The 23,372-nt window shown below is 29.3% G+C and carries 20 protein-coding genes; 9 read left to right on the top strand and 11 right to left on the bottom strand.

The features are described 5' to 3' along the window. Nucleotides 1-2: 2 nt before the first annotated feature. The 3 genes from QML81_RS05650 to QML81_RS05640 are packed head-to-tail and all read left to right on the top strand — an operon-like array spanning nucleotide 3 to nucleotide 3,921. Entirely contained in the window at nucleotides 3-395 is a 393-nt protein-coding gene (locus QML81_RS05650; protein WP_281950445.1) for a tetratricopeptide repeat protein, read from the top strand. A gap of 11 nt (nucleotides 396-406) precedes the next feature. Further along, the gene (locus QML81_RS05645) at nucleotides 407-3,550 is read left to right on the top strand and encodes a nitrate- and nitrite sensing domain-containing protein (protein WP_281950444.1); all 3,144 of its coding nucleotides are present in this window, start codon (nucleotides 407-409) and stop codon (nucleotides 3,548-3,550) included. Continuing rightward, complete coding sequence (locus QML81_RS05640; protein WP_281950443.1) at nucleotides 3,547-3,921, top strand: response regulator; 375 nt, start codon at nucleotides 3,547-3,549, stop codon at nucleotides 3,919-3,921. Before QML81_RS05645 ends, QML81_RS05640 begins: the two co-directional genes overlap by 4 nt. A 20-nt stretch (nucleotides 3,922-3,941) precedes the next feature. Here QML81_RS05640 and lon read toward each other — a convergent pair whose 3' ends face one another. Together lon and QML81_RS05630 are read right to left on the bottom strand one after the other, a co-directional pair. Then, nucleotides 3,942-6,365, bottom strand: a complete 2,424-nt coding sequence (gene lon, locus QML81_RS05635; RefSeq protein WP_281950442.1) for an endopeptidase La — start codon at nucleotides 6,363-6,365, stop codon at nucleotides 3,942-3,944. A 184-nt stretch (nucleotides 6,366-6,549) separates the two neighbouring features. Further along, nucleotides 6,550-7,191: an outer membrane protein assembly factor BamD gene (locus QML81_RS05630; protein WP_281950441.1), complete on the bottom strand. Its 642-nt coding sequence runs from the start codon at nucleotides 7,189-7,191 to the stop codon at nucleotides 6,550-6,552. A gap of 239 nt (nucleotides 7,192-7,430) precedes the next feature. On the opposite strand from QML81_RS05630, the gene QML81_RS05625 reads away from it, so the two are divergent. The 6 genes from QML81_RS05625 to hpf all read left to right on the top strand — a co-directional run bounded on the left by QML81_RS05625 (nucleotide 7,431) and on the right by hpf (nucleotide 15,737). Continuing rightward, nucleotides 7,431-8,180 carry a pyrroline-5-carboxylate reductase gene (locus QML81_RS05625; protein ID WP_281950440.1) on the top strand — a complete coding sequence of 250 codons (750 nt, stop codon included), beginning with the start codon at nucleotides 7,431-7,433 and terminating at the stop codon, nucleotides 8,178-8,180. A 572-nt stretch (nucleotides 8,181-8,752) separates the two neighbouring features. Next, nucleotides 8,753-12,763 carry a hypothetical protein gene (locus QML81_RS05620; RefSeq protein WP_281950439.1) on the top strand — a complete coding sequence of 1,337 codons (4,011 nt, stop codon included), beginning with the start codon at nucleotides 8,753-8,755 and terminating at the stop codon, nucleotides 12,761-12,763. Continuing rightward, a complete protein-coding gene (locus tag QML81_RS05615; RefSeq protein WP_281950438.1) occupies nucleotides 12,760-13,419 on the top strand; it encodes a hypothetical protein in 660 nt (219 codons plus the stop codon). The genes QML81_RS05620 and QML81_RS05615 overlap by 4 nt, the downstream gene beginning before the upstream one ends. After that, the gene (locus QML81_RS05610) at nucleotides 13,419-14,345 is read left to right on the top strand and encodes a type II secretion system protein (protein WP_281950437.1); all 927 of its coding nucleotides are present in this window, start codon (nucleotides 13,419-13,421) and stop codon (nucleotides 14,343-14,345) included. Before QML81_RS05615 ends, QML81_RS05610 begins: the two co-directional genes overlap by 1 nt. Continuing rightward, nucleotides 14,345-14,776: a hypothetical protein gene (locus QML81_RS05605; RefSeq protein WP_281950436.1), complete on the top strand. Its 432-nt coding sequence runs from the start codon at nucleotides 14,345-14,347 to the stop codon at nucleotides 14,774-14,776. The genes QML81_RS05610 and QML81_RS05605 overlap by 1 nt, the downstream gene beginning before the upstream one ends. 418 nt (nucleotides 14,777-15,194) lie before the next feature. Continuing rightward, the gene (gene hpf, locus QML81_RS05600; protein WP_281950435.1) at nucleotides 15,195-15,737 is read left to right on the top strand and encodes a ribosome hibernation-promoting factor, HPF/YfiA family; all 543 of its coding nucleotides are present in this window, start codon (nucleotides 15,195-15,197) and stop codon (nucleotides 15,735-15,737) included. Between the two features lie 71 nt (nucleotides 15,738-15,808). On the opposite strand, the gene recG is transcribed toward hpf, so the two are convergent. From recG to QML81_RS05555, 9 genes are all read right to left on the bottom strand, one after another. After that, nucleotides 15,809-17,632: an ATP-dependent DNA helicase RecG gene (recG, locus tag QML81_RS05595; RefSeq protein WP_281950434.1), complete on the bottom strand. Its 1,824-nt coding sequence runs from the start codon at nucleotides 17,630-17,632 to the stop codon at nucleotides 15,809-15,811. Next, nucleotides 17,632-18,915: a M16 family metallopeptidase gene (locus QML81_RS05590; RefSeq protein ID WP_281950433.1), complete on the bottom strand. Its 1,284-nt coding sequence runs from the start codon at nucleotides 18,913-18,915 to the stop codon at nucleotides 17,632-17,634. The genes recG and QML81_RS05590 overlap by 1 nt, the downstream gene beginning before the upstream one ends. 193 nt (nucleotides 18,916-19,108) lie before the next feature. Continuing rightward, nucleotides 19,109-20,155, bottom strand: coding sequence for a dehypoxanthine futalosine cyclase (locus QML81_RS05585; RefSeq protein WP_281950432.1), 1,047 nt, complete (start codon nucleotides 20,153-20,155; stop codon nucleotides 19,109-19,111). After that, entirely contained in the window at nucleotides 20,152-20,694 is a 543-nt protein-coding gene (locus QML81_RS05580) for a Uma2 family endonuclease (protein WP_281950431.1), read from the bottom strand. The genes QML81_RS05585 and QML81_RS05580 overlap by 4 nt, the downstream gene beginning before the upstream one ends. Nucleotides 20,695-20,818: 124 nt before the next feature. After that, a complete protein-coding gene (gene nusB / locus QML81_RS05575; protein ID WP_281950430.1) occupies nucleotides 20,819-21,217 on the bottom strand; it encodes a transcription antitermination factor NusB in 399 nt (132 codons plus the stop codon). Nucleotides 21,218-21,368: 151 nt separating this feature from the next. Beyond that, nucleotides 21,369-21,836 carry a 6,7-dimethyl-8-ribityllumazine synthase gene (gene ribH / locus QML81_RS05570; RefSeq protein ID WP_281950429.1) on the bottom strand — a complete coding sequence of 156 codons (468 nt, stop codon included), beginning with the start codon at nucleotides 21,834-21,836 and terminating at the stop codon, nucleotides 21,369-21,371. Between the two features lie 29 nt (nucleotides 21,837-21,865). Further along, nucleotides 21,866-22,036: a hypothetical protein gene (locus QML81_RS05565; RefSeq protein WP_281950428.1), complete on the bottom strand. Its 171-nt coding sequence runs from the start codon at nucleotides 22,034-22,036 to the stop codon at nucleotides 21,866-21,868. Beyond that, on the bottom strand, nucleotides 22,026-22,832 hold the full coding sequence (gene kdsA, locus QML81_RS05560) for a 3-deoxy-8-phosphooctulonate synthase (RefSeq protein ID WP_281950427.1): 807 nt from the start codon (nucleotides 22,830-22,832) through the stop codon (nucleotides 22,026-22,028). Before kdsA ends, QML81_RS05565 begins: the two co-directional genes overlap by 11 nt. Then, the gene (locus tag QML81_RS05555; RefSeq protein WP_281950426.1) at nucleotides 22,829-23,371 is read right to left on the bottom strand and encodes a Uma2 family endonuclease; all 543 of its coding nucleotides are present in this window, start codon (nucleotides 23,369-23,371) and stop codon (nucleotides 22,829-22,831) included. Before QML81_RS05555 ends, kdsA begins: the two co-directional genes overlap by 4 nt. Between the last annotated feature and the right edge of the window lies 1 nt (nucleotide 23,372).

Raw genomic sequence — 23,372 nt, 5'->3', positions numbered from 1 at the left:
AAGTGAAAAAAATTATTTTGTTTATTGGAATTTTCTCCTTTGTTTTTGGATCAAATTTTAGTTATGCCGTAAAAGCATATAAACAAAAAGATTTCAAAACAGCAAAAGAGTATTTTGATAAAGCGTTAATTGAAGATAAAGCAAACAATGCAAACTATTTTTTGGGGATAATGTATCTCTATGGAAAAGGTGTAAAAAAAGACTTGGGTAAAGCAGAAACATATTTAAAAAGCGCGGAAGCAAAAGGAAATGTAAGAGCAAAATGCTATCTTGGAGAAATTTATATAATTAAATATAACAATCCAATAAAAGCAAAAAAGCTTTTACAAAATGGTATAGAAAATGGCGCATATGAGTGCAATCAAATTGCAAAAAAATATAACATAAATCTTTAAAAGGAAATATTATGGGTTTAAAAGGAAGATTGAGACTGATTAGTTTATTTCCAATAATTTTACTGTTTTTCTTATCAGGTTATTTTCTTTACACATCATATGATGGATATAAAAAAGCTGAAGAGCTTAAAAATAGAATAGCTTTAAATGATAGATTAAATGAAGTTATAACGCAAATTGCGAAAGAGAGAGGTATGACCTCTATCTATATAGGAAGTAAAGGAAAACTTATAAAAGAGTCTTTGCAAAAGCAGAGAAAAGTTGTTAATAATGCTGTAAATAGATTATACTCATTTTTAAAACAAAACCCACAATATAGTAAAATTTCAAAATTTTATATGACTAATCTAAGAGAACTGCCAAATATTAGAAAAAAAGTTGATAATTTAAATATTAAATTTAAAGATGTTTTTTTTACATATTATACTGATACTATTAATAAATCTTTAATTGATGAAATGTCAAAAATTGAACTTTATACTATTGATCCAGATATTACTTCTCTATCTTCTACAATTATTCAATTTATTAGATCAAAAGAGTATTCTGGAGTCGAAAGAGGATTTATTTCATATATTCTTGCAAGATATACGCCTATGAGTGATGAAGAGCTTAAAATTTGGAACCAGCTTATTGGTAAGGCTGATAGTTTTATTAACTATGCGTTATCAGTACCAGATACTAAAAGAAAAATTGACAAAATTATAAAAGATGAAGACTCAAAAGAGATATTTGACGAAGTTTCTCAAACAAGGGTTGATATTCAAAGAGCCATAAATGATGGAATGTATCCTGTTGATCCTACATTATGGTTTAATCTTCAAACTGAAAAGATAGATATTATTTTAGAAGCAGAAAAAATACTGAAAAACGATCTTAATCTCAAAGTTGAAAAAATAGCAAATATAAAATTTTATACATTAATTGCTTCAGCAATTGTATGGATATTATCAATCCTACTTGCAATAGTTGGATATCTATTGGCAAGAGATTTGACTCAAAACATCAAAAAACTTGAAGCTATTTTGAAAAAAGTTGCTGAATCAGAAACAATTAAACAAGAAAAAGGAGATATTGAATCAAAAATCAATCTTGATACAACTGAAGGTATTAGTGCAGCATATGAGATTTTAGAAACTGCACTGAAAAAAGCCGAAGTTGCTAAAGAGTCTGCAGAAGAGGCAAGTAAAGCTAAAAGTATGTTTTTAGCTAATATGTCACATGAGATAAGAACACCACTAAATGGTATCGTTGGTTTTACAGAACTTCTTAAAAACACAGAATTAAATGAAGAGCAAAAAGAGTTTGTATCTATTATTGAGAAAAGTTCTGAAAACTTACTAGAAATTATTAACTCTATCTTGGATCTTTCAAAAATAGAAAGTAATAAAATTGAAATTGAGAACATTGTTTTTGACCCTATTACTGAATTTGAAAATGCTATAGAAGTTTATGCTCCAAAAGCTGCAGAAAAAGATATAAATTTAGCACTTTTTGTAGATCCAAATATGGAAAAACCTTTAAAAGGTGATCCTACAAAAATAAAAGAGGTTCTTATTAATCTTGTTAGTAACGCCATAAAATTTACAGAAACAGGTGGTAATGTAACTGTTGAGATTAAAAAACTTGGCAATATTGATGGAAAAGCAAAAGTATATTTTGAAGTTAAAGATACAGGTATAGGTATCCCAGCAGAAAAGAAAGCTCAAATATTTGAGGCTTTTAGTCAAGCAGATATTAGTGTAACTAGAAAATATGGTGGAACTGGACTTGGACTTACAATTTCAAGTGAATTTGTAAAACTTATGGGAGGACAGTTAGGACTTGAAAGTGAAGTTGGCAAAGGCTCAAAATTTTTCTTTACACTCGAACTTGAAGAGGTACCAACTTTAACTGAATCTCTAAAAAATAAATTTGAAGGCTTAAAAGTTGGTTTTTATGTAAAAGATGATCAACCAAAAGATCAAAATGAATTTATAAAAGAGTATTTAAACTTTTTAGGAATTAAATTTAATCAATTCAATGATTTAACAGAAATGGTTGATAATCATAAAAAATATGATTTTTGCATACTTGATTATGATTATATTGAAGATAGCAATCTAAAAAATTTCTTTGTTAGAAGTATTCCAGTGGCTCTTGTTTCAAAAATTTCTTATAAAAAAAGAGTAGAAACATTTACAGATAAATTGATGAAAATATTGTATGAGCCTGTTAATTATACAAAATCTAAGCAACTAGTACAGTTTTATATCGGCGAATATAAAAAATTAAAAGAAAAAACTTCCAAACCAATTGACATTTCAAAAGCAAAATTTAAAGCTAAAGCTCTTGTTGTAGAAGATAATGTAATAAATCAAAAGCTTATTAAAAAGACACTAGAAGATTTAGGATTAAATGTTGATATCGCAAATAATGGATTAGAGGGATTTGAAAAGAGAAAAAATGGCAATTATGATATTATTTTTATGGATATTCAAATGCCGATAATGGATGGTATTGAGGCAACACATGAGATTTTAGATTATGAACAAGATTATCATCAACCTCATGTTCCAATTGTAGCTTTAACTGCTCATGCATTAAAAGGCGATAGAGAAAAATATTTAAATGAAGGGCTTGATGAATATATTACCAAACCAATTGTTAGAGATGAACTTGTAGCAATTCTTAAAAAATTTCTTGCTGATAAAATTGTTGATAGTGAGAGCGAAACAGAAATTGAAACTAAAATAGAAACTAATCAAACAACATCATCAGAAATGAAAGAAAAGGAAGAAAAAGCGTTTACTAGCGATATTTTGATTGGTAAAAAAACTTTGCTTGAATCAAAACTTTTCAAACAGCTTGCAGACTCTTTAGGATATTCATCAGAAATAGCAAATAGTTTTGATGATGTTATCAATAAGCTTGAAAACAATAAATATAAACTTGTTTTTATTGATAAGGAGAGTGATGGATTTGATTTAGAAAAAATAAAAAATATAAAAGAAAAAATAGATAATGAAACAAAATTTATTCTTTTTATTGATCCAAATGTAGAAGCAACTGATGAAGAAAAAAACATATTTGACGAAATACATAAAAATATTATCAATAAAGAGATTTTAAAACTTATCATAGAAAAATATATAACTAAAGGTGTAACCGTATGAAAAAAATAAAAGTTCTTGCTGTTGATGATGATTTTATAAACTTAAAACTTCTAAAAACAATGCTATTGAAAAATGGAATGGTAGATGAAGTAATAGAGGCAAAAAATGGAGTAGAGGCAATAGAAATTTTAAAAAATAGAAAAGATATTGATCTGATTTTATTAGATATAATTATGCCAGTTATGAATGGTATAGAAATGCTAAAAATAATAAAAAGTGACGAATCATTGAAAGATATTCCAGTCATTGTTTTAAGTACTGATGAGACAAAAAGAACCGAAGCTTTAGATAATGGAGCTAATGATTTTATAAATAAACCTATTAGAGAGAATATATTAACTGAAAAGATAAAAACTTACGCCTTTTTATAAAAGGAAATAAGCCAAAGAGCTTATTTCCAAATAATTGCTTCTTTTAAAACTTCATCTATCTTTTTAACAGGAACAATTTTCAAAGAACCTATAACTTCTTTTGGCATATCATCTAAATCTCTTTCATAGTTTTTCTGTGGAATTAAAACTTTTTTTACTCCAGCTTTATATGCTGCAATGAGTTTTTCTTTCAATCCACCTATTGGCAAAACTTTTCCGCTTAATGTAAGCTCTCCTGTCATAGCAACTTCACTTCTAACCTTTTTTTCTGAAAGTATTGAAGCAATTGCTGTTGCCATCGTTATACCAGCACTTGGTCCATCTTTTGGAGTAGCACCTTCAGGAATATGAAGATGTATATCGTATCTTCTATATACTTCACTAGGATCAACAGCTATTTTTTCTTCTATCTCTTTTACTGTTTTTGGAATCACATTTTGATCAATTTTTATAACTTTTTTATCTATTAATACTTTTACTACACTATATGCAATTCTTGCAGACTCTTTCATTACATCCCCAAGACTGCCTGTAAGTTGCAGTGATCCTTTTCCTTTTATCTTTATAGCTTCAATTTTTAAAACATCTCCACCAACTGCTGTCCAAGCAAGCCCATTTACAATACCTACTTGAGGCTCTTCTTCTGCAAGTTCTATCTCAAAAATTGGTTTTTCTAAATATCTTTTCAAATTTTTTGCAGTAACTGAGATTTTTTTAATTTCAGGATTTTCCAAAAGCTCTTTGGCTGCTTTTCTTACAATATCAGCAATTCTTCTTCTAAGATTTCTAACTCCGGCTTCTCTTGTATATTTTTCTATTATCTCCTCAAGAGCCTTAGGAGTAATATTTAACTCGCTTCTTTTAAGTCCATGTTTTTTTAGTTCTTGAGGAATAAGATATCTTTTTGCTATTTCAAATTTCTCATTTGGCGTATAACTGCTTAAAAATATAAACTCCATTCTATCTCTTAAAGGAGCTGGAATATAGCTTATATCATTTGCAGTAGCTATAAATATAACATTACTCAAATCAATACTAAAATTTAGATAATAATCTCTAAAATGTGTATTTTGTTCAGGGTCCAATATCTCTAAAAGAACAGATGTTGGATCCCCTTTAAAGCTTCTTCCAACTTTATCTATCTCATCTAATACCATAACAGGATCCATCTCTTTTGCTTCAATTAAGCCCTGTACAATTCTACCTGGCATTGCCCCTATATATGTTCTTCTATGACCTCTTAATTCGCTAACATCTTCAAGCCCACCTAAAGCAATCCTAACAAGAGGTCTCTTTAGAGCTGTTGCTATTGAGTTTGCAAGTGAAGTTTTTCCTATTCCTGGAGGTCCTGCAAAACATAAAATCGCTCCACTTCCTTTTTCTTTTTTTATCCCTCTTAACTCCATTAGCTCTTTAACAGCAAAATATTCAACAATTCTCTCTTTTGGTTTTTTTAATCCGTAATGGTCTTTATCGAGCTCTCTTTTTACATCAAAAATATTTAGCTTTTTCTTTGAATATTTTCCAAAAGGAATCTCCAATACCCAATCTAGATAAGTTTGTATAACTGTTGCTTCAGCGCTATCTGGATGCATACGCGAAAATCTATCGATCTGCTTTTTAACCTCTTTGAAAGCCTCCTCGCTCATAAAAGGCTTTAATTTTTCAAGTTTTTTGCGATACTCTTCAATCTCCTCTTCTCTTTGTGTATCAACTCCTAACTCTTTTTGTATCTGCTTTAACTGCTCTTTTAAAAAATACTCTTTATTTATTTTTTCAAGTCTGCTATGAACTTTACTTTTTATCTCTCTTTGTAGCTTACTCTGCTCAATCTCTTCAGTTACAAAGTCTATTAGAAGCATTATTCTTTTTTCTATATCAGGTTCTGTAAAAAGTTCATATGCATCGCTTTTTTTAAGCTTTATAGAACTGCTAACTAAATCAGCAATTCTATTTGGTTCATGATTTTCTTCAATTGTTTTTACAAGGTCTTGTGGAAATTGAGTGCTTATTGTTGCAAGTGTTCTTATTTTCTCTCTTAATACCTCTAAAAGAGCTTCAACTTTTATCTCATTAAATGGCTTGGATTCGATTATATCCACAACTGCTCTTAGTGGATGCTCACCTGCATTTTCTAAAATTTTACCTCTTGCTAAGCCTTGAAACAGTATTTTTATCCTTCCATCTGGCAAAGTTACCTTTCTCATAATAGAGCCAATTACTCCGGCTGGATAGATTGATTCAAAATCTCTATCCCCCTCTTTACCCTCTTTTGAAGGACATACCAATATTAATGAATTTTCTTCTAAAGCTTTTTGAGCCGCTAAAATATTTTCTTCATCACTTAAAAATATTGGAGATATCATAAATGGATATAAAAATAGTTCATCTTCTACTATTATCGGCAATGTCGTTGGAAACTCTTTATAATCGCTAAGTTTCATATAATTTTTCCTTTAAAATTTAATTTGACATTAGTCATTGGGAATTAGTTCTAAGCGCTAAGAGTTAAGTGTTAAGTTTTTAAATAATCACTAAATTCTAATACTCAAATCTTAACTCTTAGCTCTTAAATCTTAAATCTTGCTCACTTTCGCTCTTTCTTCTTTTCTACTTCTCAGTTATTATTTACCATTCAATTAAAACATCATACCAGTTTTCTGGTTTTATAATCTCTGTCTCATTAAGCCAAGATTTTTTTAATTTTTCTTCATATATTTTTGCAGCTTTTGGTTTATCCCTTCTTTGATATAAAAGCATAATATTTTTATTTAAAATATATTCAGTCATATAAAGTTTTGTCAAAATTGTATCCACTAAAGGGATAAATTCTGAATTTGGATACATTTTTTTATAATTTAGTGCATTTTGTATAGTATCATTTAAGAGTTTTTGATCTCTATTTATATTTTTAAATCCCAAAAATGATGACTTTATTTTAAGATATTCAGCAAATTCTCTTTTCTTTGCGGTTGAATATCTTTTTATATACTCATCAAGATAAAAAGATGCCATTAAATACTCTTCATTATCCATATGAGCTTGAGCCAAAATTAGCATAGCTTCTGGAATCAGAGGTGAGCTTATATGTTCGCTCTCTAAAGATGTAAAATACTCATCTGCTCTATCTAAATTGCTACTACTTACAGATTTTATAATCTTTTCATACCAATATATAGCAGGTTTATTATATTCTGTCTCTTTTTTTGATGAACATCCACTTATCATAACAATAAATATTATCATTAAAAATATACCTAATTTTCTCATAATCCCTCGCTTTTTGTTTTGGAAAAATTATATCAAATATTTTGTATAATAGCAGTAAAATTGTTATAAATAAAGTTATTTAGTAAAAGGTATAGTGGAAAAGATGGCAAATAGTTAGAAAGTGAGAAAGTGAGAAAGTGAGAAAGTGAAACGCATCACAATTCACGAATCACGAGTCACGAATCACGAGTTACGAGTCACGAATCACGAATTATGAATTACGAAATAAAGGAAGCTATATGAAAAAAGAAATTTCTATTATCGGTACTGGAAAAATGGCATTTGCTTTGATAGATGGATTGAAAAATAGCTTTGATATTGAAGTTGTTGGAAGAGATGAAGAAAAACTTGAAAATCTTAAAATTGCTGGATTTAAGACAACAAATTTAAAAGATTTCAACTCTCTAAATAAAATAGTAATATTAGCCGTTAAACCTTATGCTATTGAAGATATAAGCAAATATTTCAAAAATGAAGTAGATATTTTGATTTCTGTATTAGCCGGAGTTACTATAGAGAGATTAAAAAAATATATAAAAGCAAAAAGTTATCTAAGAGCTATGCCAAATCTTTCAGCAATCTATCAAAAATCCATGACTACACTCACAGGAGATGAAAAAGTAAAAATAGAAAGCATTAAAATATTTGAAAATATTGGCGAAGTTTTATGGGCGACAAGTGAAAAAGAGCTCGACATTGCTACTGCAATAGCAGGAAGCGGCCCAGCTTTTTTGGCTTTAGTTGCTGAAAGCTTAATGGATGGCGGGGTAAAATGTGGCCTTTCAAGACAAAATTCAAAAAAATTAGTCGAAGGCCTCTTTGATGGATTTAGCCCTCTTTTAAAAAATCGCCATCCAGCACTTTTAAAAGATGAAGTTATGAGCCCAGCTGGTACTACTGCTGAAGGTATAGCTGCACTGGAAGAAAAGGGGATAAGAGATGCTTTTATAAAAGCGGTTCAAAAAGCTTTTGAGAAAACACAAAAATAGAAACGCGATAAGTGATAAGTTATGAGTTAATTGAACATTAGGAATTAGTCATTGGTTATTGGTAATTGGTTATTAGTAATAGGGAATTAGTTTTTAGCCATCACTATCCACTATCACTATTTTATACTATTGACCAATGAATCTCAAACTTCTAACTTTCTCACTTAAAACTAACCGAAAATCTTCGCTTGCTTCGCTCACTTGATTTTCTTCAAGGTAAACCAGCTGTTCGTATGTCGTCACGAAAAACCTTGTTTTTAGGACTCACATATACTCAAGGCTTTCGCTCGGGCACAGACAGCAAGCAGTTGTTGTCTTAAAGCTTCGCTTTGCCCTCGCTCACTTACCACCTTATCACCTTACCTCCTGTTCTGCTATCCAGCTATGCCTCTATTTCACCACTCTAACAATAATAAAACTTTTTTAAGCTTTTTTAAAACTATTTAGTTCTATACTTAAACTATATAGAAATTTTTCCGATAATAAAATGGTGGGTGGTTGGGTTGCAAATCTTCGCTTGTTTTAGGTTTGCTTCTCATCACTCTATTTTTCAAAACTCCAAAGGTTTAAAAATGAAATTTATAAAATTTATATTAACTATAATTCTTTTCTTAATAACTTTATTATATGCAGAATCACCAGATTACCCAAATTCTTGTCCTTCTTCTATTAGTATAGATATTAATACTACTATAGATGGAAGAATAGATCCTGATGATGATATTGATGTTTTAAAAATTAATATTCCAACTAATGGAACATTGAAAGTTTATACTACTTGGCCAACTAATGATAGAGTTGATACTTATGGAGAACTAAAAGATAGTTCATGCAATACTATTGCAACTGATGATGATAGTGGAGAATATTATAATTTTTATATAGAAAAAAATGTTCAAGCTGGAATTTATTATATTAAAATATCAAGCTTTAATTGGTCAAGGTGGGGTGAATATTATGGAATTGGAGATTATGAGTTACATGTTGAATTTACAGATAATTTAGATAAAAGTGAAAATAACCCTAGAGATTTTGATATAGCATATCAAACAAATATTAATGGAATATTAAAAGTAATAGGAAATCATAATATTTGCTATAAAACAAACCGAAATGCCCAATGTCAAGACCCAGGAAGCAGTGCAACGAATAACTCAGTATATCAATATTATGCTAATGTAGATAGCGATGCATCATCATATTTAAACTCCTCTATGGCTACATTAACCTTAAATCCTGATGATGAGGTTATTTGGGCTGGACTCTTTTGGCAAGCAAGAATATCTACAAGTAATCCAAATAGCGATGCTAAGGTCTCTAATGCTAACATAGTAAAATTTAAAACACCAACATCAAATGGATATGTTGATATAAATTGTAGTAAAGAAAAATTTAACTGGTATTATGACTCTAGTGATGATGTATGGGACTATGCTTGCATGGCTCCAGTAACAGAACTAATAACTTCTTCAGGCGATTATTATGTAGCAGATTTACAATCATCTGAAGGATATAATAGAGGTGCTGGTTGGTCTTTGGTTGTAGTTGTCAAAAACTCTAATTATTCTTTCAAAAATATCACAATATATGATGGTTTAATTGGTGTTTATAACTATCATACTGATGTTTATCAAGAAAGTGTTTCTTCTACATTATCAGGTTTTTATACCCCTCAAAGTGGTGATGTAGAAGCAAATTTTATATTTTTTGCCAACGAATCAGATAATGGACTGGAAGATGAAATCACTATTACTGATATAAATAGTAATCCGATTAAGCTTCAAAATAGTATTAATCCACAAAACAATGTAATTAACGGTACAATTAGTAGAGATGGAGTATATGTTACTGATAGAAATCCAAATTTTAATAATACATTAGGAACAGACATTGATGAATTTGATGTAAGCTCTATATTTGGTAACGGACAAACTGAAACTACAATAACTGTTACTTCTAAAGATGATAGGGTATTTTTATCTATGTATGGTATTTCAATTCAATTATATCAGCCAAAAATATGTTATGAAGAGACTCTTTATGATCAAAATAATAATGAACTAAATGCATCTTCCAATGTACAAGTTGGTGATATGATAAGAGCCCATTTGTTGATAAGAAATGATGATAACGAAACAGCTGAAAATGTAAAAGTTATAAAAATTTTTGATGAAAATACAACAAAATATGTGCAAAATAGCACAAAAGTAAAAGATGTAGATTGGAATGATTATGAAAGTTTTGATGATAATCAAACAATCAATGGTGTAAATGTAACTTTTGATGATAATAATCTCTCAATTGGACCTTTAGGGGAAGGAACAACATCAACACTTTTTAAACCCTATTCTTCAAATCCTGATCATATAGCATATTTAGATTATAATTTTACTATTCAAACAGATCAACCTATTTCTTTAGATTATAAGGCCTTTTATGTATTTAATATCGCAGGACAAACCTTTACATTTGATGGTCCATTGCCTAAATGTGTTGATTTTAATAATACTATTCTACCGTATAGACCAGCTTTAGGTACATTTAATGTAGTAAATGAAAATTTTAGTGGAAATATTGATCCCGAAGATAGCAATGATTCAAAAAATTCTTTATATACCCAAATAGCAAATAAGCCTTTTAATGTAAAAGTTTTACATTTAGATGATGATAAAATTACACTATCTCCTACAAGTGGGGTTGTCTTTTTTGATATTGTAGATGCAAGTTCAATCAATCAAGATAATAATTCATGTGTTAATGCAAATTTATTGTATAGATTACCTGGAAAAGATTATGCTATATTTTTTGGAGATAGTAATCCAAATACTCAAACTTCTATTCAAACTTTATCGAATGTAACTATACCAATAGCTCATAAAAATGCAACATTTAGAATTAAATATATGGATTGGAGTAAAGTTGTTCATGATAGTGGTGTAGTTTGTGCAGATGTTAGTAATATGAGTTCAAATCTTCCAGGCGTACCAGCTTGTTTAGACAGTGGAAATCAATTAGATTTAGTATTTCCTGGCAATCCATGTAGAACAGACTTTGGTGGACCTTGTTTACCAAATAATCATGGCGTAGGTGATACTCCTTATGATCATCAATATGGATGTGCTGAATGTTTAATGGATTATCATCCATTTTATGTATGTGCAAGAGACAATTTTGCAATTCGCCCAGACAGGTTCTCTATGGATATGAATGCTTCGCCATTAATAGGTGGGCGATTTTATAATCTTGAAGTTAATGCTACAAAATACAATTTAGATGAAAATACAACAGGATATAATCAAACTATTGATAATAGCATTGATAAAAATGGAACAATAACTCTTATCAAACCTCCTGGATGTACCTTACCAGATTCAACAGAAATGTTTTCGACAAGCATTGCATTTAATGATGGAAAGTCAAATGATCCTACTTATTTTAGATATAACAATGTTGGAGATATAAATATAACTATATCTGATAATGAATGGACACAAGTAGACCAACAAACAAAAAGTGATGGCTCAATAGACTGTATTGCCAATAGTGATAGTAATATTTCAGTAAATGGAAAAATTGGATGTCTTATAAAAGGAAGCAAAACTTTTAAATTTGTTCCTAAAGAGTTTGACAATAATCTTACATTGAAAAATTTTAACAATGGTAATTTTACATATATCTCTAATGACGGAAATATGAGTGCGGATCTTGATTTTGCTATTACAGCTATATTAGATAATAACGCAACTGCAACAAATTATACTGCGGGATGTTTTGCTAAAGATATAAACTATACTGTTCGCTTGATAAATGATAAAAATTTAACTTGGTCAACAGCTATACAAAGAATAAAATTTTTTGATGATGATACAACTTCAAATATTTTAACTATTAATAACGGATATGCAACATTTAAAACAACAGAGGGAAATTTTTCATCAGGAACAGCAAATATTACAGTTAAATTCAATTTTGATAGAAATCTCAGCATACCTGATAATCCTTTTATAATAAATAAAAATGATTTTAATATCACAGTAAGAGAAACCACAGGTCCAACCTTTGGCTCAGATTTTGATAGGACAAACGACCAAAACGCAACTTTTTATTTTGCAAGAGTTCATGCGCCAGATTATAAAACTCAAGGAAATTTTTTAAGTGCAAATATTTATTTTGAAGTATATGATGAAAATTTATCTGACCCTGCTCATATTTTAGGAACAAATCCAAAAGAGAGCGTTGATGATATCTACTGGTATATTAATCCAGTACATGTAAACTCTGCTGGTCAAATATATAATATTTCAGCTGAACACGGAAAAATAAATACTGTTCAAAACAGCGCAGTATCTAATGGAATAGAAATTTGGGATCATACTTACACAGGTTCAACTTACCCTTATAAAGATAGAATGGATATAAACGCATCATCTTGGCTAATTTATAATAAATTTGATTCTAATGCAAAAACTAACCATTACTATATAGAATTTACAAAAACGGGTGACTGGGCAGGAATCGGTGATACAGGAAAAGTTGTAGATGTAAATATAAGCCAGGAAAATGAAAAAAGGATTGAATGGTGAGAAAAGCTGCCACAATGATAGAGCTTATTATCACCATTATAGTTTTAGGTCTTGCCATGACTACAATTCCTGTAATCCTTTCTAGTGTATCAAAGAGTGATGAGTTTAGTTTAAATCAAGAAGCTCTTTTGGCTGGGGCTACAACAATTGGCAATATTCTTACATATAATTGGGATGAAAAAAGTACAGATTTAAATATAACATTATCTCCAATATTAGATGTTACAAATGGTGATGATGAACTAGATAGAGAAACCAATACAACTTGGAGAAAAGGAAGCTTTAAAGGAACTAATAGAAGAAAATTTTATAATACTATACTATATGCCTCAACTGTTTTAGGAAATGATACAAATGATAGTGATGATATTGATGATTTTATAGGAACAAAATCATTGACGATAGTTTCAAATTCAAATTATGACTATGTTAAAGATATAGATTTAGTAACAAATGTATATTATGTGAACGATAAAACAGCATATAATCAAAAAAATTTAAATTTTACTTTTGATATTAATAGTGCTGGGGCTTCAACAAATATAAAATTAATTGAAGTAAAAGTTATAGATAAACTAAACAATAATATAATCGCAGTTTTTAGATCATATGCTTTAAACATAGGCGAATATAAACTATTAAGCAGGGATTTTTAGTGAAAAAGGCATTTACATTAATAGAATTAATCTTTGTCATAGTAATTCTTTCTATCATAGGAGTAATAAGTGCTCAAATAATAACAAAAATTTATGAACAATATATTATGACAAGAGCTATAAATGAGCTTGAAACAAAAACTGAATTGACTCTAACACAGATAGCAAAAAGATTATCATATAGAATTAAACCATCTGTTATTGCAAGAGATTTAGAAAATAAACAAGATATCAAGCCATTAAATGATGCAAATAGCAGTTATGAAATCCTTGAATGGATAGGCTATGATAACGATAGCTTTAGAGGTTCTTGGAGTAGTATAGATTCTAATAGTAGTATATATTATCCTGGATGGAGCGGTTTTATAGATCTTGATAGTAATGAAACAAATAAAACTCAGATAAAAACACTAGGAAGTAAACTATCAATAGCAAGAGATATAATATATGAAAAAACTAATCATTTAATTGATTTAAATAGTTCTAATAATGGATGTGCAATAATTTTTAGAACACTCCCTATCGATTTTGATGTTATAAATAGCTATGGATGGAATAAAGGTTATGATGGTAACACTTCACAGGCAAAAGATATATATACTGCACATGCAATTTCTGATGATGTTTTAGCATTTGATGGAACTAATAAAGATACAAATAAAACTGTTTTTGAACAATACTATTTAACATATTCTGCATATGCAATTGTTCCAGATAAAAATAATCATTCTCTTACTTTTTATTATGATTACAGGCCATGGCTTGGGGAAACCTATATTAATGGTAAAGAGAGCCTTCTTCTAGATAATGTATCTACATTCAAATTTAAACAAGTGGATCAAGTTATAAGAATGAAACTTTGTGTTTATAAAATAATTACAAATGATTTTAATATATCTTTTTGCAAAGAGAAAGTGATATACTGATGAGAAAAAGTTTTAGTTTAATAACGGCAATAATAATTTTAGTTATTATTTCAACTTTAATGGTAGTTATGCTATCACTATCTACTCAAACTGCAAAGCAAACAGGGGATATATATCTAAAAGAACAGGTAGAATTATTGGCAAAAAGTGCTACTGAATATGCAATACTTGCTATACAAGGACATGACAATAAAAATAGTTGTATAAACAGTATAAATATAAAATACCCTGTTTCAACTAATCCTCAATATGATATAAATGTTAGTATCTATTATATTGGAAACAATCTTCCTTGCGATTCTGATCATATATTAGCTAATAATATTGCAACATCTGATTCTAATGGGACCGTTATTATTGACACAATTGTTACAAATCTTCAATCTGATGAACCTATAAGATATCATAGAAGAACAATACAAAAACCTTGATACGTGATAGCGATGAGTAATCAGTGGTGGGTTAATTTGACACAGGGCATAAGACATTTGACATTGGAAATTAGTGTTAAGAGTTAAGTGCTAAGTTTTTAAATTATCACTAAATCTTACTCTCTTAGCTCTTAAATCTTAATTCTTAATTCTAACTCACCTTACTCACCTAACTCACCTAAAATTAACCGAAAATCCTCGCTTGCTTCGCTCACTCGATTTTCTTCAAGGTAAACCAGATGTTCGTATGCTCGTCACTAAATTTCTTAAATTTAGGACTCGCATATACTCACAACTATCGCTCAGGTACGCAAAACAAGCAGTTGTTTTGCTAAAGCTTCGCTTTGCCTTCGCTCTCTTAAGGCTTCTTAAGTCTTATTTTGTTAAAATTTGAAAAAATTAAAATAAGGATGGATAAATGGATTATGTTCACATTTATGGAAAATCATTTGATTTAACTGATACCATAAAAGATTATATAAACAAGGCAATAGAAAGCCTTAAAAAATATAACCTTGATATAACTGGAGTTAATGTAACTGTTTCTGCAGACGAGAGAAAAGGTTGGAAAGGTTATACAGTAGAATTTGATATTCATTTAGCAAAAAAAGGAAATGTCATTATAAAACAAAGAGATAAAGATGTATATGCTGCTATAGATTTAGCTCTTAATAGAGCAAGTAAAGTTCTTAGAAGATATGCTGATAAAGTTAAAAGTCATAAAAATATCTCTTTAGAAGAGATTATGGCAGCTCCTATGCTAGAAGAAGAGATTCAAGAAGCTTTAAAATATAGTGAAGAGGTAGTTCCTCACAATCTTGATATAGACAAACCAGTAGAAATTGAAGAAGCGATAGAATATCTTAAAAATAGTGATAAATATTTTATAGTTTTTGAAGATAGAGATGGAAAAATTAGAGTTCTTTATAAAAGAACTGATGGAAGATTTGGACTTTATTAATAGAGTAATGAGTGATCAGTAAACAGTGAGCAGGAATAAATAAACTGATCACTCATCACTATTTATTACTACTAATTACTGTTTATCAACAATCTTTTTGCACTTTCAATTATCTCTTTATCTTCACTCAAATCAATCCATTTAAAAGTTTTTCCACTTTGCTCAGTCCCACTTAATATATCTCCACTTTGCCTATATTTTAAATCAAGCTCAGCAATATCAAATCCACTTGATATTTTGCTAAATTCATTTAATCTTTTATTTTCTTTATCCTCAGTGTATAAATAGCAATACCCTTTTATTCCAGTCCTACTTACTCTTCCTCTTAATTGATGAAGTGTAGCAAGCCCTAAATTCTCAGCTCCAACAATAACAACTGTAGATAATCTTGGCAAAGATATCCCAACTTCTATAACAGTAGTTGCAAGTAATATATCTCCCTTATCTCTAAATTCGAGTAAAATTTCCTCTTTATCTTTATCTTTTCCATGGGTTATATATACATTTTTGAAATATTTTCTCCAAAAAGATGCTGCCTCTTCTAATGATTTATATTTATAATTTTCACTTGATTCTATCAATGGATAGACTATCAATATTTGATGATTTTTGTTTATCTCATTTTTTATATGCACTATCAAATCTTTAAAATCCTCTTTTGATATAACCTTTGTAGTTATATCTTTTTTAAAAGGAGTCTCTTTTATAAAACTAAAATCAACTAAACTTGAATCTATCAATGCTTTTGTTCTTGGTATAGGAGTTGCCGAAAATTGAAAATAGTGAGGTGATCCATTTTTAGATGAAATCAATCTATTTAGCAAATCTCTTTGATTTGTACCAAATCTATGCTGCTCATCTACCATGATTACACAAGCTTTTGGAAGATTTTTATATAAAAGAGCATGGGTACCTATAATAAAATCAAAATTTTCTAAATTTTTCTCTTTTGAGGAAGAGGTAACAAGAGCTATTTTTAAATTTGGCAGATATTTTTTAGCCTCTTCATAAAGCTGATTTGCTAAAATTGTTGTTGGAGCCATCAAAATAGCTCTATTTGGATAGGCTAAATATGCAGTAGCAAACATAACCATACTTTTTCCACTTCCAACATCACCTATTACTACTCTTCTAGCAGCAACTTTTTTTGATAAATCATTTTTAATATCTTTTATAGCTTTTAACTGATCATGGGTAAGCTTAAAGGGTATATTTTTTAAAAAACCATCTATCTCTTTATTGCACTGCATTATAGAAGGTACTGTTTTTTTCTTTTTTGCAAGTTTATTCATATAATTATAAATCTCAATAAATTTTAGAGAATTATTTATCTCTTTTGGAAAACTCTTGTATCTAAAATAATATTGAAGTAAATTTTCATTGGGATTATGAAGTAAAAATATATTTTTTACATATTTTTGAGGAATTTTGTAATCTAAAAAATTTTCCTCTTTTATATATTTTTTTATCAGATTCTTAAAAATATCTGCTCTCAAATTTGTTTTATAAACAGGAAAAATCTCTCCTATATACTTTTCGTTTACTTTTTTTGGCTGAATAATTTGTAGTTTGTGAAAATTTTTTTGAATTTTCCCAAAAATATATATTTTTTTGCCTATTGAAAACTCTTTTAAATGATAAGAGTTATACCTAAAAAATAGTAGTTCAATATTTCTATTTAAATTTATACAAAATGAATCAATTTTTAAATATTTTGGCGTTTTTTGAAGATTTTTAATATCAATAAAAAAAAGAGACTCTTCATTTTCTATAATATTTGATTTTAGTCGATAATCATAATATTTTATTGGAGCTATGATAGATAGCTCCAAAATATTTGAAATTTTTAATTTTTTAAATTTTTCTAAATCTTTTTCTTCAATTAAACTATTCATTACTTAGTAACAATTGAAAATGATAAGTTTGTAATTTCAGGATGAGATTTTATAAATCTGTTTAAATCTTTTAGATTTAATTTTTCTATCTTCTCAAGCTCTTTTTTACTATATCCTAAAGGTTTACCCCTATAATATTCATTAAATGCGCGTGAGAGTCTTTGAGAAAGTGTCTCATTTCTAAGTGGCTCGCTTCCTAATAGAAATTTTTTAGCTGAGTCAAGCTCTTTTTGTGTTGCCCCATTTTTTACAAAATCTTTAATAACCTCTTTTACAACTTTTATAGCCTCATCTTGAGATTCTAGTTTTGTTTGCAAATAGCCGCTAAAATAGCTATGCGATTTATTAACTATCATTCTTGAATAAGCTGAATATGCAAGCCCTCTTTTTACCCTAATCTCTTCCATAAGCCTGCTGCCAAATCCTCCTGCTCCTAAAATATATGAAGCTACCCTTGCTATATAATTTTCTTCATCATCAATATTCATATAAAAAGGAGCACCAAAATATATATATGATTGTTTTGTATCTTTTTTTATAATAACATTTTCTTTTTTATCACTTGCATTATAAAATCCAAGCTTTTCCATTTCACCTACTGGAATATCTTTCAAAATATCTTTTATTAATTTTTTTGCATCATCTATTTCAATATCGCCACCCATAACAATGATAGCTCTTTTTAATGCAATATGTCTATTTATAAAATCTTTTATATCTTCAAGTTTTATCTTTTTTATACTCTCTATTGTTCCATCACTCGGATTTTCTAAAGGAGTGTTTTTAAAAAGTATCTTTTTTAGATTTACACTTGCAATATAATCATAATCGCTCTCCTTTTTTAATAGCATTCCAAGAGTGTTTGTTTTCACTTTTTCATATGCTTCTTCAGTGATATTTGGTCCATCAAAAAGCTCTTTTAGAAGTTTTGCGCCCTTTTTAAATTCGCTCTTTAATGCACTCATCTCAAAAACCATTGTTTCAATACCTGTGCTTACTCCAAAATGAATTGCTCTCTCTTCAAGTTTCTTTGCAAAACCCACATTTCCAAGCTTTTTTGTTCCTTGGTTTAATATTCTTGCACTAAATCTTGCAAGTCCTGGAAGATTTTTATCTTCAATGCTTCCACTTTTTTGAAAAACGATTTGCAAAGATATAATAGGAAGATTTGTCTCATTTTCAAAAATAAATGGAATTTTTGTATTGTTTATCTCTACAAAATCAAGCTTTGCCCCCATAATAACCCCTTGAATAAATATTAAAATCAGTATCAATTTTTTCATTTTTTACCTCTTAATTTCATGAATCGTATTTCGTAATTCGTAATTCGTGAATTGTGATAAGTAAATTGGTCATTTGACATTTGACATTAGTAATTAAGAATTGGGAATTAGTTTCCCTTCACCCTTCTACCTTTAATCCTTATCCCCTCATTTTCTAACTTTCTCACTCACCTCACTAACCATACTAACCTATTTAACTATAAATTTCCAATATCTCATATGCAGTATTTCTTTTTGCAGGAATCTCACCTACATCTTTTATAAGTCTTATCATCTCCTCTTGATTCATTCTATTTTGTGCACCAGCAGCTTTTACAACATTTTCTTCCATCATTGTTGAGCCTAAATCATTTGCACCAAACAAAAGTGCAAGTTGACCTATATAGCTTCCTTGAGTTACCCAAGAGGATTGAATATTTTTAAAATTATCTAAAAAGAGTCTGCTAACAGCCAATAATCTTAAATACCTATTTGAAGAGGTTTTATATTTTACAATACCCTCTTTTTGAAGTTTTGTATTGTATGGCTGAAAAGACCACATTATAAAAGCTCTAAAACCGCCAGTTTCATCTTGCAAATCTCTAATTTTTTCCCAATGCTCAACAATCTCCTCATCACTCTCAACAGTTCCGTACATCATTGTTGCAGTAGTTTTCATCCCAATCTTATGTGCAGTTCTATGTATATCAAGCCAAACTTGAGAACTAAGCTTTTTTGGACTTATTATATCTCTTACTCTATCACTAAGTATCTCAGCCCCGGCTCCAGGAATTGAACTTAAGCCCTTCTCTTTAAGTCTAATTAGGGTCTCTTCATATGAAATTCTGCTGACTTTTGAGATATAATCAATCTCAACAGCACTAAATCCATGGATAGTAATTTGTGGATATTTTTTATGAATATGTTCAACCAAATCTTCATAATAATCAATCTTTAATTTTGGATGAACACCACCTTGAAAAAGTATTTGAGTACCTCCAATTTCTAAAAGCTCATCTATTTTTTTATCAATCTCTTCATAACTTAATATATATGCATCATCCTCTTTTGCATGTCTATAAAATGCACAAAAATTACAATCAACCCAACAAACATTTGTATAATTAATATTTCTATCTACTATAAAAGTTGTAATCTTTTTTGGATGAAGCTCTCTTTTTTTTGCAAGCGCCATTTGGCCTAGCTCTTTTAAGTCTGCATTTTGTATTAAATCAAGAGCATCTTTTTTTGATAATCTCATTCTACTCCTTCAAAAAAATAGGCTACATCTACCTCTTTTCCTATACAATCAATTGGCATTTTCATAGATTGTGTAAAATTTCCTGCAAATTGATATTTATTATCTTTTAATATAAATCTCTCAACTACTTTATATTCAGGCTCTACAATAAAATACTCTTTAATACCCGCGCACTCATATAAAGATAGCTTATCTGTTTTATCTTTTGAAGCAGTTGAGGGACTCAATACTTCAAAAATGGCACAAGGAAGATTTATATCTTCACAAAAAAGCATAATATCTGGTTGCACTACATTTGTTGATTCTATATTTGCATCAAAACTGCATTTAAGTTTCAAATCATAAGGAGCCACTCGGGGTTTACACTCACTTTCATTACGCAAAGTTATAGCAATATTTAATACAACATCTTGATGCTTTGCACTAGCTCCTGCCATCATATATATTTTTCCAAAAATAAGCTCTACTCTTTTTTCTGTAGATTTACTTATCTTTAAATAATCTTCATATGTATAATTTTCAAGCTTTATAGCTTCCATTTTTTACCTTTTTCAGTAAATCGTGATTCGTAATTCGTGAATCGTGATTAGACATTTGGCATTGGGAATTGGGAATTGGCAGCTTTCCTTACCACCTTACCACCTATTCCACTATCCCGCTTCCCTACCTCTCCTTAGCTATTGCATCTAAAACACCATTTATAAATTTTGGTGATTGATCAGTACCAAGCTTTTTGGCTAGCTCTATTGCTTCATTTATAGCTATTGCTTTATCTAAATCAGTAAACAGTAGCTCATATACTCCAAGTCTAAGGATCGCTTTTTCTATATGCCCTACTCTTTCAATATCCCAAGATTCAAGATGCTTTTTTATCTCTTCATCTATTTTTTCAAGATTTTCAACTGTACCTTTAAAAAGATTTAGCGCAAATTCTCTCTGTTTGTTTCTTATCTTTTTCTCTTCTAAAATACTCTCTGCAAATTTTTTTATTTCAGGATTTCCAAGATCATATGCATACAATAATCCCACAACTGCTTCTCTTGCTTGATGTCTAGTTGCCATTTTTTCCTTTCGTTTTCGTAATTCGTAATTCGTAAATCGTGAATCGTAATTAGTAACAGGGGACAAGAATTCTAAATTCCCAAATAGTCCCACTCAACCAGTCAACCACTCATCCAAAAATCCTAATTCCAAATCCCTAATTTACCAATATCTAATCAAAATTTTTATATAGATCAATAAGTTCAATCAAACCAGTCATAGCTTCAAAACCTTTATTTCCAGCTTTACTTCCGGCTCTCTCAATAGCTTGTTCTATTGTATCAGTTGTCAAAACACCAAATGTAACCGGCTTTTGATATTTTAGAGTAGTATTTGCTATACCTTTTGTAGCTTCAGCAGCAACATAATCAAAATGTGGAGTTGAACCTCTTATAATAGCACCTAAACAGCATACGCCACTATAATCACCCTCTTTTAGTATCTTATCTAAAGCAAAAGGAAGTTCAAAAGCTCCAGGAACAAGTATTAAATCAAGATTATCCTCATTTCCTCCATGTCTTAAAAAAGCGTCTTTAGCTCCCTCAACAAGTCTATCAGTTATAATATGATTAAATCTGCTAGCAATTATCGCAACTCTCTCTTCGCCACTTAATCTTAATTTTCCTTCTATTATATTCATATATTCTCCTATTTTTTATTATTTTTAAATTATTTTATCTTTCCCATACCTTTTGAAGCGATTTTACCATAAATCCTTCTTAATATTCTTGTTATTATAGGTCTTAAATCACCTTTTTTCAATGCTTTTTGAATTGCTTGAATATCTCCTAAGTATTTAGCTACTTTATAAAAATAGCCTCTTATTTTACTAATACTCAAGACATTCTCCAATTTTTTCTATATCTTTAACTACTTTTTTTAAAGACTCTATTTTTAGCATATTTGGTCCATCACTCAATGCAATATCTGGATTGAAATGTGTCTCAAAAAAATATCCATCGACACCAACTGCCGCTGCAGCTCTACTTAGTGGAGCTACAAACTCTCTTTTTCCGCTACTTTTTCCTCCTGCTCCTCCTGGCATCTGCACTGAATGAGTTGCATCAAAAATTACAGGAGCAAATTTTCTCATAATAACTAAACTTCTCATATCAACAACTAAATTTCCATATCCAAAAGTTGTACCTCTCTCAGTTAACCAAACTCCATTTTTTCTGCTTATCTCATATGTTGCTTCATTTATATTTTTATCTCTTGTTTTTAAAACTTTTAAAACACTATATTTCATATCTTCAGGGTTCATAAATTGGCCCTTTTTAATATTAATTACTCTATCTGTTTTTGCAGCTTCAACTAATAGGTCAGTTTGCCTACATAAAAAGGCTGGTATTTGTATAACATCTGCAACTTCACTAACTGGCTTTATTTGATATGTTTCATGAACATCTGTTAATATCTTATATCCAAATCTCTCTTTTATATCGGATAGCATTTCAAGACCTTTTTCAAGACCTGGTCCTCTATAACTATCTAAACTTGTTCTATTAGCCTTATCAAAACTTGCTTTAAAATAAAAATCAATTTTTGGATTTTCATGATATTCTCTTAACTCTTTTGCAATTTTCTCTAACTGCTCACTACTTTCTATTACACATGGACCTGCAATTAAAATCATTTAAAAACCTTTTTAAAATCTATTTTTGTTTTACAATTATCCCAAAAAAACTCAAAAACACCTTCACTTTTAAATTTTTTAATCATCTTATATTTATCATTTTCAATCTCAAAAATTTCCAACTCTTCTGTTGTTGGGTTGATTACAACATAATATTTAACTTTTTGTTTTTCATATAAACTAAATTTTGTAGTCAAATCTTTTAAAGCTGTAGATAGTGACAAAACTTCAACAATCAATTTTGGAGTTTGAGTCAAAAACTTAGTTTCATCATCTATATTTTCACAAGTAACTAAAACATCCGGCTGAACAACATTTTCATCATTTATTACCCAATCAATTGGGGAAATATATACTTTACATCCTTCACAATCTAAATTTTCATCTAACTCTTTTGCTATTTTTAATACAATCTCTTGATGTTTTGGATATGGCGCAGGACTCATAGAATAAGCAATACCATCAATTAATTCCCATCTACCTTCCCATTTTTTATAATCTTCATATGTATATTTTTCCAACAGGTCCAAAGCTGCCATT

It is taken from the genome of Nitrosophilus kaiyonis (genome assembly GCF_027943725.1).
Classification (GTDB): Bacteria; Campylobacterota; Campylobacteria; order Campylobacterales; family Nitratiruptoraceae; genus Nitrosophilus_A; species Nitrosophilus_A kaiyonis.
Note: the sequence above shows the minus strand (reverse complement) of the source record. Positions and strands in the feature narration are given on the sequence as shown.